Source organism: Microcoleus sp. T2B6 (genome assembly GCF_036700475.1).
Lineage (GTDB): Bacteria > Cyanobacteriota > Cyanobacteriia > Cyanobacteriales > Microcoleaceae > Microcoleus.
This window is the reverse complement of record NZ_JAUBOZ010000126.1, coordinates 1-13,384: the sequence shown is the minus strand read 5'-3', so window position 1 is coordinate 13,384 and position 13,384 is coordinate 1. Positions and strand designations below refer to the sequence as shown.

Below are 13,384 nucleotides of genomic sequence, written 5' to 3'. Positions count from 1 at the left end.
GCCGCCCGCAGGAGCTGTCGAGCCGCCCGCAGGAGCTGTCGAGCCGCCCGCAGGAGCTGTCGAGCCGCCCGCAGGAGCTGTCGAGCCGCCCGCAGGAGTTGTCCCGCCGCTAGAAGGAGTTGTCCCCTCAATGGTGAAGGGATTGTCGTTTACGCGGGGTATTTGACCTGTAGTGAACCGAGATTCATCTAGCGAGTTCGATCGAACATCAATCAACACCGCCAAAAATTCCCCAGTTCGCCTGTCCCTAATAATCGTGTTGCTAGAATTCGAGCCTTGGCCCTGGAAAATTTCTAACTCTGTAAAGTTCAGACCTCCAGCCAGACCGATCGAATCTCCCGCCTTAAAATCTCTAATTACATCAGCATCGCCGATTTCGCTGCCGCCAGTAGTGAGAAACCCGTTGCTACCCGGCGACGTGCCCACCCTACCGAGAACAAAGATATCCGATCCGTCGCCTCCTGTCAGAGTATCCGATCCGCGATCGCCCGAAAGAACATCATCCCCAGCATCTCCAGACAAAGAATCATTCTCGTCGCCCCCGAAGATCAGGTCATCACCCTCGCCGCCGTCACCAGTATCGTTACCAACACCGCCGGTGATGACATCCCCGCCCTCCTGGCCCAACAAAATATCATTGCCCCGAGCGCCGATCAGGCAGTCGTTACCAGTGTCACCAAAAAGGGTGTCACTGCCCTTGTCGCCAAAAATCAGGTCGTCCTCGCCACCACCGCGCAGACAGTCATTGCCTTTACCGCCGTACAGCGAGTCGTTGCCTTCAGCACCCAAGACAACATCGTTCCCCTGGTCGCCAAAAGCTAGGTCATCGCCTTGGTCGCCAGAAACCAAGTCATCGCCTTTGCCGCCCCGCGCCGTGTCATTGCCGCGCCCGCCCTCAACAATATCTTTACCAGCGCCGCCGTTGAGAGAATCGTTACCGTCTTCGCCCCTGACTATATCGTCTCCGTCCCGACTCAGAAGCGTGTCGTCGCCGCCGCGCCCGGAAATCGTGTCATTGAACAAGCTGCCGATTAAATAGTTACTGCCGTCATTTGCGACAACTAAGCCATCGACAAAAAGTGGCTGTGGGGGAGGGGTTGGAACTGTCAGAGGTGGCCGCGGCACCGGGGTGATCGAAATGTCCGGGCCCGTCCCCGTCATCCCTGTCGAAGTCCCCGTCATCCCTGTCGAAGTCCCCGTCATCGTTGTCGAAGTCCCCGTCATCCCTGTCGAAGTCCCCGTCATCGTTGTCGAAGTCCCCGTCATCCCTGTCGAAGTCCCCGTCATCGTTGTCGAAGTCCCCGTCATCCCTGTTGAAGTCCCCGTCATCCCTGTTGAAGTCCCCGTCATCGGCGACGGTGCCGGGGACGGCGACGGTGCCGGGGACGGCGACGGTGGGGGAAAAGCTACTGGTACTGCACTTGGCATTGTTCCGACTCCTTGCGACGCTACTCAAAAACTAACTACTAAATAAACTTAAAGTCAGATGCAGTAATGACGGTGCTGAGGGCTCCCGGCACTGTAGGAATAGAATTCAACACTCCCAAATCGAAAGCTGGGAGACTGTCATCTGCCACATTCGGGTCGAAGCCGAGAACGTACTTGTTAAAAGTATTGTTCAGGTACACGAAGAAAGCTCCTGTTTTGCTCGAACCCTTTTGATTCTTCAACACTGCATTTACTGCTTGAGCGTTATCAAATTTAGATTCAAACAAAATGACTGATTGCTTGCTGATGTCGTCGCCGCTAGACCCGATATTCCTGACGATAAAACTGGTGAAATCGAGAGTAGTTCCTGAGTTGGTTAAACCCGCGAAATTTGACGATCTGAACAAGAATCTGTCGGTCTCGCTGCCGTTAGCGTTAAAGTCAGCAATCACGTCCACGCCTTCGCTGGGAGTTTCGTAGTAGAAGAAATCATTGCCAGCATCGCCGGTGAGCAAGTCAGAACCGACACCGCCACCCAAAATGTCATTGGCTGCACCGCCGGAAAGCGAGTCGTTGTCATCGCCGCCCAATACCAAGTCATTGCCGAAGGCGCCGCTGAGACAGTCGCTGCCGGCACCGCCGTCGAGAGTGTCGTCGCCCGCTTGGCCGTCGAGGGAGTCGCTGCCGGCCTCGCCCAACACGTAGTCATTGCCCGAACCTCCGAGTCCCGTGTCGTTGCCTTGTCCACCCAACATCGTTTCATCGTTGTCGCCGCCCAAGATGGAATCGTTATTGATACCGCCATCGACCAAGTTTCTGCCCAGTCCACCGTCGAGGATATCGTCCCCTGCACCGCCCTCAAGGGAGTCGTCGCCAATGCCACCAAGTAAGGTGTCAATCCCGGCGCCACCAAGTATCGAGTCCTCGCCGGATTCTCCCAACATCGAGTCATTGCCTGTTCCGCCGTCAATGGTGTCGTTGTTGTCACCGCCCAAGAGGTTGTCATTGTCATTGCCGCCGAACATCAGGTCGTTGCCCAGCCCGCCGATCAGCGAGTCTATGCCGTCTTGGCCGTCAACGGTGTCGTTGCCCAGTCCGCCGTCAACGGTGTCATTGCCGATCGCACCCACCACCGAGTCGTTGCCTGCTTCACCGAATACGACGTCGTTGCCGACACTGCCATCGATGATGTCGCTGCCGTCGCCCCCAGAGAGGGTATCGTCGCCGGCCCCGCCGAGGATGAAGTCGCTGAGGTTGCTGCCTGTAAAGCTGCTGGCCGGGAGTGCGCTGCGATCGACAATATTATCTACCACCGTGATGCTGAAGGATGCCGGCCCGATAGTTGCAGATCCGTCGGAGGCTGTAAACGTGAAAGTGTCGCTGCCACCTGCTGCCAGCAAGTTGTATTTGACGATGTTGTTATTGATATCGTCTTGGGTGAATTTGCCGCCCACGTTGAGAAAGGTGCTACCCCTTTGGACAAAACCTCTGGTAGCATCGGGAGCTTTAGTAATCGTGTAAACGATTTCCAAGGGGCTGTTGTCGGGATCTGTGACTAACAAATCGGCGGCAGTGATTGTCTGGATAGGATTACTTTTGGCAACCACCACACCGTCGTTAATTATTAGCTGCGGCGGGCTACTGACGTTGATGGTTACTACCGCCTTACTTGTGCCGCCGCTGCCGTCTGCGATCGAGTAGCTGAAGCTGTCAGTACCCAAAAAGCCCGGATTCGGGGTGTATTTGAATACGCCACCGCCCACGGGACTCACGCTCCCTTTGCTTGCTGGAGTAAAAGTCGTGACAGTCAGAGCGCTTTGTTCCTGGTCAGTGTCGTTCAACAGAACGTTGAAACTGAGTTCTTTACCCGCAACCGTGGTGAAGTTATCGTTAACTGCTCTTGGAGGTTGGTTAAAGATGGGCGTCGGGAACGTCGGCGGCGGACTTCCTGTCGGCGTCGGACTTCCTGTCGGCGTCGGACTTCCTGTTGTCGGCGTCGGGAACGTCGGCACCGGCTCTGTCGGTGTGGGCGGTGTCGGACTTCCTGTCGGTGTCGGACTTCCTGTCGGTGTCGGACTTCCTGTCGGTGTCGGACTTCCTGTCGGTGTCGGTAGGGGAAGGGGAGTTGCGCTGCCGGGAACTGTGGGGGCAATTACAAATGAGCTTCGCCCTAGGGTTCTGCTGTCTACTCCAGGCAATACTGCTAAAAAGTCGCCGCTGACGCCGTTGCGAATAATCGTACTGCCGGCTTTCGTCTCAGTGCTTTGGAAGATTACCAAATCTTCAAACTTGAGGTCGCCGGTTAACCCGATTAAATCTTCGCCTTGGCGAAAGTCTGTGAAAATGTCGGCATCGGCGATATCGGGGCCGCCTGTGGTGAGAAATGCCGGGTTAGTGCCGTCGCTGCTGCCGCTGGGGGAACTGAAGGCGCCGATAACGAAGACATCTCTGCCTTCGCCTCCTGCGATTATGTCTTTGCCTGCTTCGCCCCAAAGAACGTCGTTGCCAGCACCGCCGTCCACGATGTCATCACCGTCGCCGCCGAATACGATGTCGTCGCCGTCGCCGGAAAAAAATGTGTCCCCGCCGGCGTTTCCGTATAGCCAGTCGCCTCCTTCGTTGCCAAATAGCAAGTCTTCGCCGTCGCCACCGAAGAGCGAGTCGTTGCCTTGGTCGCCCCACAGGATGTCGTCGCCTCGATCGCCCAAAAAGCTATCGTCGCCAGAACCCCCACGCAAGCTGTCGCTGCCTTTTCCCCCATAACCCGTGTCTCTGCCTTCGCCTCCGATTACCGTGTCGTTGGCGTCATTGCCGTACAGCAGGTCAGGGTTATTTGCCCCGTCGAGGCAGTCGTTGCCTTTGCCTCCGTACACGGTATCGAGTCCTGAACCGCCGTCGAGAACGTCGTTCCCTGGCGCGCCGAACAGCACGTCGTCATCATCGCCCCCGAATACTAAATCGTCACCGTCGGCTCCTTGGAGGTTGTCGTTGCCTTGCAGCCCGGAAATCACGTCGGGCCCGGGACTGCCAACTAAGGAGTCGTTGGTTTCTGTGCCACGGACTACGCCGCCGATGATTCCGGGCGAGGTACCTTGGCCTCCGCCCCCTGTGTCGTCTATGTCGCCAATTGTGTCGTCCCCGGAGGGAGGTGTTGGAGGTGTTGGAGGTGGTGCTGGGGTTGGAGGTGTTGGCGGCGTCGGAGGTGGTTCTGGTGTTGGAGGTGGTTCTGGTGTTGGAGGTGGTTCTGGTGTTGGTGTTGGTGGTATAATTACTGCTGGCACTGCACTTGGCATTATTTTGGCTCCTTTAAACGACGACGATCCCGATTAACTTTAAGAACTGATTAGTATCAGTTTGTTGCCACAAATCTGGCTTAAAATTGATTAATAACCCCATCATTTCTAACATACTAAATCAAAACTGCAACGGCTATAGATATTTTTTAAGCGGGGCATCTTTTGATATCAAAATATTAATGATTGCACGTTTTGATGCCTAGGTTGGGTATACTTTAATATCGCGCCACTTCGATATATAACCTAGAATTCCGGCTGGGAGTCAGCCCAGTGTATTTATCCAGAAGCCGAATAAATAAAAATCTTCGCCGTCAGAATTTTTTCTTTCCGAATGTCGAAGGCTGAATACAGATGTGCCCCTTGCCAGCAGAAGCCGACTGTCTTATGCTGACTGCTGACAAGAAACAGAGCTGTTAATTAGGGGCAGAAGCGGCCCGGTTTGTTCTTGTCCACTGACGGATAGTTCGCTGTGGCAAAGGTAAAGCAGGGAACAGCGACTTAACAAATCTAGCAGAATTCGCCGCAGCCGCTGTTGGTCTGCCGCCGTTTCCTCTTCGGTTTCCCAGGGGCGCCCCAGTTGCGATCGCAAAAATAAGGGAGCACCAAACAATGTCGCCGCACCACCACTCAGCCACAGGGGCGAGCCGGCATCCAGCCAAAAGTGCCATTTGTGGGCGCGGCGGCTGCTGCGGTACTGGAAAATGTTGGCGAGGGTGACGGCCCTGGCTGCTGGGCCTTCGGGACGCACTGGAAAGGGGTTGGCGGTGACGGTTCCTTGGCGCAACAACTGGATGAACCGGGCGATCGTTTCTGAGTCGCCGCCGTTTGTGGGTTCTACGCGCTGCATTCGCCCGTTGATTTCCCAGTAGTGGGTGGCGGTTTCCATTAACTCGCGCAGGGCTGCTAGCCGATCGTAGGGCAGGTATCTGTCGTTCATGAGAAATTTCTGGATTGCTCGATCGAGTAGGGCAATTGGACTCGGCAACAGCCGCTCCTGCTGTTGCGATCGCTGTTGTTCGATCCACTCCACAATCTGCTCGTAGGCCCGGGCTGCTCGGTGTCCCACTCTGTCCCACCGGGGAAAAGCTGTAATGGGCAGCAATTGAGGTCGATCGATATCTGGGCAAAAACAGTGATCGGCGATTAAACCGGCTCTCACTTGGTCGATCGATTTTTGATTGTGAATTTGAGATTTTAGATTGAACGTCGAGTTGGAATCTTCTGTTTCCAATGAACTGTGTTTCTGGCTGCCCAACACTACCAGCATTTCTGCTGCGCCGTCTCGATCAACTAAACGGCCGAGTCCCGGATAAACTAAGGCTAACAAAGTGAGTAAAGCTCGAATCTCTGGGGTAGTCGAGAGGGGACGCTGATCGTTGAGAGATACGGCCGCGATATTAGATCGCGCCAGAATTTCCGTTAAACTGTAACGGGCGATCGCATCCATCCCAGGGGCAATTACGGCGATTTCCTGCGGTTCCACGGCTTGTGACTTCACCGCATCCACGATAATTTCGGCGGTTTCTCGCAGCAGTTGAGCCCGGGAAGTGGTTTGGAGCGATCGAACTTTACCGGGCAAACTCAAGCCTAAAGGATAAAAACCCTCAGTATTAACTGCTAAACTTACCGCTAAATCTGCAATCTCTGGGGCTAAACCCGCTTTTGCGTCCAAATTTTCCACGCTTTGACAGCGGCTTTCGAGTCGGGCTAGGTATTCCGTATCAGCCCCCAAGCCCAAACGCACTCCTCCATCTGGATTGTAGGAGAAAGCCCCCGCTGCACCAAAGTCGAGCATTCGATCGAACAAATGGCCACTGATCGCGGGATAATCGTCAACATCGTCTGCGATCGCAGCTTGGTATCTAGAGGCCAAATGCTGCTGGTAACTGGCATCCGGCAACAAATAGCGCCAGTAGAGTTCGCAAACAATCCCGTAAGTCAGGAACCCCCGCGTCAAGCACCATTCCCGCCACCTTTCGAGCAACTCTCCCATGCTAGTCCATAGGTTGTTCGAGCCGCCGTCACCAGCAAATCCCTGTTCTAGAATGCTGGGAATCTCTTCTCTGGGCGTACCGCTGACAGCAGCAAGTTGTAATAAGTCAAGTGTTCGACGCACCATTCGGTTTGGGCTTACCCCTGTTTGTTGCAAAATGCCTTCGTCTAGTTCGCGACGCCAGAGTCTCGCGGCAAGTTCCAGTTCTGTTTCAGGTTGCAGCCGCAGGGGAAATTGAGCCCTCAAATCCAGCGACTGAACTAGCAGCGGCCAAAATAGCAATACCTCCTGCTCAAAAAAACCGAAGGGTGTTGTGGAGTGAAAGGTATATTTTCCTTCGGTAGCGACGGCGATGCGATCGGCCAATTCTAGCCGGTTGTCTCCGTTAGCTGCTAAGACTAAAATTGCTGGGGCAGTTTGTCCAGCCCGCCGCCGCCCGGAACTCGATCGCCCTGAAACTGTTGTGGGCAAAGGCTTGACCGTTTTGCTCCAAATGCAGAACTGCTCGACTAAACGAGTGGTTTTACCGCTGCGGGCAGATCCGACAATCCAAATTGAATCCGAGACCTCGGTTCCCAATTTATGTAAATTTGTTACCATACTGTGAATACTTTAATCACTAATGTCTACAGCCAACTAACCAGCTTTAGCTATGAATACTTCTCCGTGGCACAGGATTGTAAAATATCTCTACAGCCTTCACCAATGGTATCGAGAAACGCCTGAGAGGGCTCTCGAACAGGCCTACGATGCTGCGTTAGCAATTAAGGCGATCGAAGACGAGCATTTTGGCGGTCAAGCAATCTCCGATCGTTCGGGAGAATACGGACAAAGCACCCTGTCTTACTTTAAATCCGAGCTGCAAAAATACCTCAAGGTCATCCAAACCCGAATGGTTGAGTTTAATGCTAGCCGTTCTTTTTTGGAACTGCCGGAGCGAGTGGGGGCCCAACCGAAAACGGGGCACAGCGCGGATCATCACCAGCACGGATTACATCTCAACAATAAAGATACCGCCTCCCTTATATTTGAGAAGCTAGAGTTTATTGATGGAGTCATCGACAAGTATATTAATAATAGTAGATCGACGGCAATTGTTCCGGTTGTCAGTTCAGTAAATCTGCATACCAAATCTACAACAAATAGCAGCTCTCCACCGGATCCAAAAAATAAAGGTTCAGCTAATTCTGTTCAAATTCACGATGGTGAGGTTGACACTAACTATGAAGAAGTGAATTTATTACCGCGATCGCTTCTGGGAACTTTGAATCGAATTACTAAAGATTTAGACCCTGGAGCTGAAAAAGAAGTAGTTAAGAATTTTCGCAATTCCAAAGTAAAAACAATTATTTCTCTGAGATTTATTTTGCTTTTGATTTTAGTTCCGCTGTTGACGAATCAAATTGCCAAAAACTTTTTAGTCGGTCCGGTAGTTGACCATTTTAGAGGCAAAGAAAATGCTCCACTTTTCATAAATGTTAACCTGGAAGAAGAAGCATTCCAAGAACTGGAGAGATTTGAGCAACACCTCAAATTTGAAAGGTTAATAGGCATTGCTCCGTCGCTTTCTTTAGAGGAAACGGAAAAGAAGATTGCCGAGAAAGCAGTTGAACTAGCGGAGGAATACCGATCTGAAAGTGGGGGAGCTATTAAAAATATTTTTGCTGATTTGATTTCCTGCATGGCATTTGCCGCGATTATCGTCACTAACAAGAAAGAGATTGAGATTTTAAAGTCTTTCATGGACGATGTGATTTACGGCCTCAGCGACAGTGCGAAAGCTTTCGTAATTATTTTGTTTACAGATGTGTTTGTCGGATTCCACTCGCCTCATGGTTGGGAAGTAATTCTCGAAGGTTTATCGAGGCATTTGGGACTACCAGAAAATAGGCAGTTCATATTTTTGTTCATTGCGACGTTTCCAGTGATCTTGGATACGGTATTTAAGTATTGGATATTCCGTTATTTAAACCGGAGTTCGCCTTCGGCTGTTGCTACGTACAAGAATATGAACGAGTAATCAGGGGCGAAGGAAGTTCGGCAACGGATTTTGTAGCGGATGTAACGGATGTAACGGATGTCAGTCCGATGTCCGTCGGAAGAAGGAAGAAGGAAGCAGGAAGCAGGAAGGAAGAAGAAAAAAAGATGTAATAATGGCAATGGTTTCAGCGATTAAGAACGTCCTCAGTAGGGTCTCCACTGCACAGAGAGTGGCTTACCCATAGCGCATAAAAGCATTTATTGTTTGCGTCAGAAGTGGTTTAATTAAGTTGATATACTTAAGCTGTTTTGCCTCTAAATTTTATTTTTTGGCGGGTTCTCGCGCGCACCGTACAAGAATTTTATCAAACTTGACTGTCCTAAAGGCTCGGCTCAGGAAACGTAAAATTTAGATGCGGCTAGGTCGATCGAAAAAAAATACGATCGCCCTCCTAGCCTCGAAAACTTAAGGGCGATCGCATTCCCAAAACCCATTACCAATGACCTAATTCCAACGCTTCTTGCGCTGTCGCTGGCTTGCCACCGCCTCCACCAGTCCCAGGCCGAGAAAATTACTCAGCAGCGACGCATTCCCGTAACTCAGGAAAGGCAGGGGAATGCCCGTAACCGGAGCCAAGCCAATGTTCATCCCAATATTTACGAACACCTGAAAAATCAACATTGACAGTACGCCGATCGCCAGCAAAGAACCAAAATTATCGTTAGCAGTTTGAGCGATCGTCACTAACCGGAAACAAATTATCCAGAACACCAACAGCACGCAAATGCAGCCAATAAACCCCAATTCTTCGCCAATAGCTGAAAAGATAAAGTCCGTATGCTGTTCGGGAATAAAGTTAAGCTGAGTTTGCGTTCCCTGAAACAAACCCCTGCCTTTCAGTTCCCCGGCCCCAATAGCAATCCGAGATTGAATCAAGTGATATCCGCTGCCTAAAGGGTCTTTCTCGGGGTTTAAAAACCCTGTCAGGCGCATTTTTTGATAATCCTTGAGTACATTCCAAAAAAGCTGTCCGACTTGTCCAGAAACAACGTTCACCAACACAGCACCGAAAGTCCCCAGCCAAGGCCAAGGCAGGGTTCGCCAAGCGATAATACCCGCAACAACTACCCAGGCTACCCAAATCGGTGTAGACAGGTTATTGAGGAGAACAGAGATTAGAGGAGAGAATAGCAATATTAGCCAGCCGGGATTGACATTACCCCAGTAAAACATCCCCATTGTAATCGCGCCGAACACTAGGGAAGTACCTAAATTTGGTTCGGCAAATATCAATCCCCAAGGTACAGCCATAATCGCCAGCATCCTCAACATATCCCGGACTGTGGGGACACTCTTCTCGTGCAGGAGAGCTGCTAAAGTGACGATCATGCCTACTTTGGCAAATTCTGACGGTTGCAGGTAGAAGCCGCCGATGTTGATCCACCGCTGGGCACCGAGCCCTGTAGTACCGATAAACCGCACTGCAATCAGCGATAAATTGATTAATATGTAAATCGGCCATTTCCACTCAAGCAGTATTTGGTAGCGGCAGCGGGAAATGATGATGGCGAGGAACAAACCAACTGCCCCAGTTACCCAGTGTCGCCACCAGTCGATCAGTCCCTGGTTGATTTCGACGCTGCGGATCATGATTCCGCCGAAGATGGTGAGGGCGATGCAAGCGCCAAACAGCCAAGGGTCTGCTTCTTCCCAGGGTTTGAAGATTGATTTCCAGCGGTTTCTGACTTGTATTCTCTGCAACATGAGGATTTTAGATTTTAGATTTTAGATTTTAGATTATGGAGCCGATTTTCGGAAGTTGTGGATATATTTCGGATTCACAGCCTGCACCTTACTTTAGAAGCGTCGGTGTAAGTACCTCAGATTATTCGGGGAGTTGTAGGGATGTTCCGGGAACGGAAGAAGGAACACCCAACCGGGTATCTGGGTATTCTATTGTTTTCTGGGCGTTTACTTAATTTAGTTCGCGATCGCACGTGGTCAGAAACCGGGTTTTTCTCGAAAAGACGCACTGCAACTGGCAGAAACCGCTAAAAACCCGGTTTCTTGGGTTTTGATTCGTAAGCCCTAGAATCGTCAGGCCGGTTCGTAAAGGTACTCGAAGCCGTTCCCATCTGGATCTCTGCCGTAGAAGGATGCAGTACCGTCGCGGTGTTCGTGGATGTGGGTGACGGAAACACCATCGGCTTTGAGTTGTTCGTAGGCGGATTCCATTTCGGTACGATCGTCAAATACAAACCCAAAATGCGGCCCTGCTTGGTCGTAACTCGGACTCAACAGCGCCAATCCGTCCTCTCCTGCTTTCAAATAAGCCCAGTCTGGATCTTTCCAGACTAACTCCATACCCAAGTTGCGGTAGAATTCAGCAGACTTCTCTATGTCTTGCACGCAGACGGCTACGTGTCCCAATCGTTTTAGTTTCATATCTACAAAGTTTATGGTTGTTCTTTCATTTATTGTATCTATTTTCTGATTTATTGCTGGATTAATTAGGTATTTTTTCAGTTTTTTGGGTCGCAGCTAACTGTACTTTTTCTACTTGTTTACTGGCGTCCATTTCGCTGAACAGTTGAATGGCGCGGTCAAAATTTTCTTGGGTTTTCTCGATGTTACCAAGTTTTTGTTCTGTTAGTGCTAGTTGATAGCAAGCTTCGGCTCGGTCTAATTTAGCGCTGGTTCGATCGAGTATTTCGATTGCTTCTGGATGGTGCGGCAGGGCTTGGTCAAATTCTCCCCGTTCTCGGTACAGATACATTTAACCCGGTAAATCCCGGACTAATCCCGGAATAACCGTGTATGGCAAGACAGAAAAAGCAGCAAGCTCTCCTGTCAAGGAGGTATCTCTCAAAGCTTTCAACAAAATATTGAAAGCGCCATTTTTATCCCTTTCTAGGGTGTGTCCGCATTTTGGACATTTAAAGATTTTAGATCCACCCAAGTTAGTATGGATATGTCCACATTTTGAGCAAGTTTTAGATGTATAGTCTTCCGTTACGTCTACTACAACACCACCGTGCTTGGTGGCTTGATGCTTCAACATTTGCTTGAAACGATAATGACTCAATGTAACCATCGCTCTAGCCGTTTTAGTCGCCAACCTACGTTTACCTTTCTTGACCATTTGTTGCGTCTCAAAGGTTGGCAAAAAAATTAACTTGTACTTGCTTGTTAGATATTTGGCAGCTTTTTTATGCAATTCATTGACCAAGTTTTTAATCTTGATCCTGATTTTGGCGGCTGATTTTCGCAGGCAATACCTTAGTCGCTTGAACTCTCTCCCTTTACTTACTCCAATACGGGACATTAATTTGTCTAGATGCCTTGCTAGGCGATAGATACGACCGATATCGTTTTTTCCTATTTCGATGAAGTCACTACCATCAAAACCAGTAAGAAAAGTTCTGACACCCGGATCTAGCGCGACAACCAAATCGCTATTAATTGGTTTCATTACTTGTGCGTCAATCGCATAGCCGATCAACCACTGCCTGTTAATTAAGCTGAGTATTGGTTCGTGCTGCATTACCTCAACGATTGGTTCTGATGCTTTAAAACTTAGTCCTTTGGTAGAATTTGGGTAAAAAGTACCTAACTTCCAGTTAGATGTTTGGAACCGGATAGTTTGAGATGTGTCGAAACGGCTCCTAAACTTTGCCGTTCCTTTGACTTTCTTCGCAGCCTTGTGTGCTTCAAAAGCTTGAAACACTGCCATTTGTCGGGGATTATAAGGCTGCTCTGACACCCACTTGGGAGCCGAGTCCATCACTTTCTTTCTTAAATCGTACTTGCCAATTTTTTCGTCTCTCAGGATAGCAATTGCTTGGTTATAACACCATCTACTTGCTGCAATCCAAGTCCTCCACTTCGCTGCTAGCTTGGTTTCCGGGTAAACTCGAATCTTCTTTGATAGCAGATTTGTATTTTCGCAAACCATAGAGTCGGCAGCTAAAGACGTGGATGATGGCAAGGATATCTTCAACCATTTCTCGTTCTGGAGACAGCTCGTTTCTACTGAGAACCATGAGTTGGCAATTGTTTTGCTCGCAGATCCATTTGATAAGATCGCCACCAAACCGGCACAGTCTGTCTTGGTGTCCCACCACAACTGTTGAGATGTCTCCTGACATGACTTGTCCCAGAAGGGCAAGCAGCGCTTTTCTTTTGAAGTTGAGTCCGCCTCCGATGTCTTTGAAGACTTTGGCTTGCGGGTAGAGGTTTTGGAGGTAGCTGACTTGCCTATCGAGGTCTTCGCGCTGTTTGTAGCTACTGACCCTGGCGTAGATGGCTGTAATTCGGTCGTGTCCGGTTCCGAGAACGCTGTCGATGTCGTAGCGTCGCTGGTTGGAGGGAGTTCTGATTGCTGATATTTTGTCGGCAAGTTCCCAGTTTCTAAGGGTTTTGTCTGAGACTTGCAGGATTTTGCAAGCTTCTCGCGGTGTGACATATCTGGTCATCGCTAGGTGGTATTTTTGTTCTCAAACTATAGTACCAGACTTTACCGGAATTTACCAGAACATTCCAGGAAATCATTTACTTTGTGTCAGCAGCGCGGCTGTACCGCTGAGAGTTTTGGCTTTGATGGTGCTGTACCATTGGTGACAAGTTAAGACTTAATTGCATTTGTCAATCAGTAATATTACTCAAAAAACTGCTTTTTTAGGAGTG

The 13,384-nt window shown here is 50.2% G+C and carries 9 protein-coding genes and 1 pseudogene; 2 read left to right on the top strand and 8 right to left on the bottom strand.

All coding sequences use genetic code 11. The annotated features are described in order from the left end of the window. Positions 1–1,125 (bottom strand): annotated as a pseudogene (locus QUA00_RS32220) (calcium-binding protein); the annotation flags it as partial. 13 nt (positions 1,126–1,138) lie between these two features. Here QUA00_RS32220 and QUA00_RS32215 point away from each other — a divergent pair. Next, positions 1,139–1,474 (top strand): hypothetical protein, encoded by a 336-nt coding sequence (locus tag QUA00_RS32215; protein WP_333412480.1) that lies wholly within the window; start codon positions 1,139–1,141, stop codon positions 1,472–1,474. Here QUA00_RS32215 and QUA00_RS32210 read toward each other — a convergent pair. Next, on the bottom strand, positions 1,467–4,721 hold the full coding sequence (locus tag QUA00_RS32210) for an Ig-like domain-containing protein (RefSeq protein WP_333412478.1): 3,255 nt from the start codon (positions 4,719–4,721) through the stop codon (positions 1,467–1,469). The genes QUA00_RS32215 and QUA00_RS32210 overlap by 8 nt on opposite strands. 385 nt (positions 4,722–5,106) lie before the next feature. Then, positions 5,107–7,317, bottom strand: coding sequence for a recombinase family protein (locus QUA00_RS32205; protein ID WP_333412477.1), 2,211 nt, complete (start codon positions 7,315–7,317; stop codon positions 5,107–5,109). A 52-nt stretch (positions 7,318–7,369) separates the two neighbouring features. Between QUA00_RS32205 and QUA00_RS32200 the strand changes: the two genes are divergently transcribed. After that, positions 7,370–8,737 carry a proton extrusion protein PcxA gene (locus QUA00_RS32200; RefSeq protein ID WP_333412475.1) on the top strand — a complete coding sequence of 456 codons (1,368 nt, stop codon included), beginning with the start codon at positions 7,370–7,372 and terminating at the stop codon, positions 8,735–8,737. A 465-nt stretch (positions 8,738–9,202) separates the two neighbouring features. Here the strand turns inward: QUA00_RS32200 and rodA are convergent, their stop codons facing one another. From rodA to QUA00_RS32175, 5 genes are all read right to left on the bottom strand, one after another. Continuing rightward, the gene (rodA, locus tag QUA00_RS32195; protein WP_333412474.1) at positions 9,203–10,462 is read right to left on the bottom strand and encodes a rod shape-determining protein RodA; all 1,260 of its coding nucleotides are present in this window, start codon (positions 10,460–10,462) and stop codon (positions 9,203–9,205) included. A gap of 333 nt (positions 10,463–10,795) precedes the next feature. Next, positions 10,796–11,143, bottom strand: a complete 348-nt coding sequence (locus tag QUA00_RS32190) for a VOC family protein (RefSeq protein ID WP_333103068.1) — start codon at positions 11,141–11,143, stop codon at positions 10,796–10,798. A gap of 61 nt (positions 11,144–11,204) precedes the next feature. Further along, complete coding sequence (locus QUA00_RS32185; RefSeq protein WP_333412472.1) at positions 11,205–11,474, bottom strand: hypothetical protein; 270 nt, start codon at positions 11,472–11,474, stop codon at positions 11,205–11,207. Continuing rightward, positions 11,475–12,653 carry a transposase gene (locus QUA00_RS32180; protein WP_333412470.1) on the bottom strand — a complete coding sequence of 393 codons (1,179 nt, stop codon included), beginning with the start codon at positions 12,651–12,653 and terminating at the stop codon, positions 11,475–11,477. Beyond that, complete coding sequence (locus QUA00_RS32175) at positions 12,556–13,173, bottom strand: IS607 family transposase (protein ID WP_333143243.1); 618 nt, start codon at positions 13,171–13,173, stop codon at positions 12,556–12,558. Before QUA00_RS32175 ends, QUA00_RS32180 begins: the two co-directional genes overlap by 98 nt. Positions 13,174–13,384 lie beyond the last annotated feature (211 nt).

What these genes read in the sequence shown, in the direction of transcription:
- QUA00_RS32215 (WP_333412480.1), top strand. Translation starts at nt 1,139, where the DNA reads ATGTCCGGGCCCGTCCCCGTCATCCCTGTCGAAGTCCCCGTCATCCCT.
- QUA00_RS32210 (WP_333412478.1), bottom strand. Translation starts at nt 4,721, where the DNA reads ATGCCAAGTGCAGTGCCAGCAGTAATTATACCACCAACACCAACACCA.
- QUA00_RS32205 (WP_333412477.1), bottom strand. Translation starts at nt 7,317, where the DNA reads ATGGTAACAAATTTACATAAATTGGGAACCGAGGTCTCGGATTCAATT.
- QUA00_RS32200 (WP_333412475.1), top strand. Translation starts at nt 7,370, where the DNA reads ATGAATACTTCTCCGTGGCACAGGATTGTAAAATATCTCTACAGCCTT.
- rodA (WP_333412474.1), bottom strand. Translation starts at nt 10,462, where the DNA reads ATGTTGCAGAGAATACAAGTCAGAAACCGCTGGAAATCAATCTTCAAA.
- QUA00_RS32190 (WP_333103068.1), bottom strand. Translation starts at nt 11,143, where the DNA reads ATGAAACTAAAACGATTGGGACACGTAGCCGTCTGCGTGCAAGACATA.
- QUA00_RS32185 (WP_333412472.1), bottom strand. Translation starts at nt 11,474, where the DNA reads ATGTATCTGTACCGAGAACGGGGAGAATTTGACCAAGCCCTGCCGCAC.
- QUA00_RS32180 (WP_333412470.1), bottom strand. Translation starts at nt 12,653, where the DNA reads ATGGTTTGCGAAAATACAAATCTGCTATCAAAGAAGATTCGAGTTTAC.
- QUA00_RS32175 (WP_333143243.1), bottom strand. Translation starts at nt 13,173, where the DNA reads ATGACCAGATATGTCACACCGCGAGAAGCTTGCAAAATCCTGCAAGTC.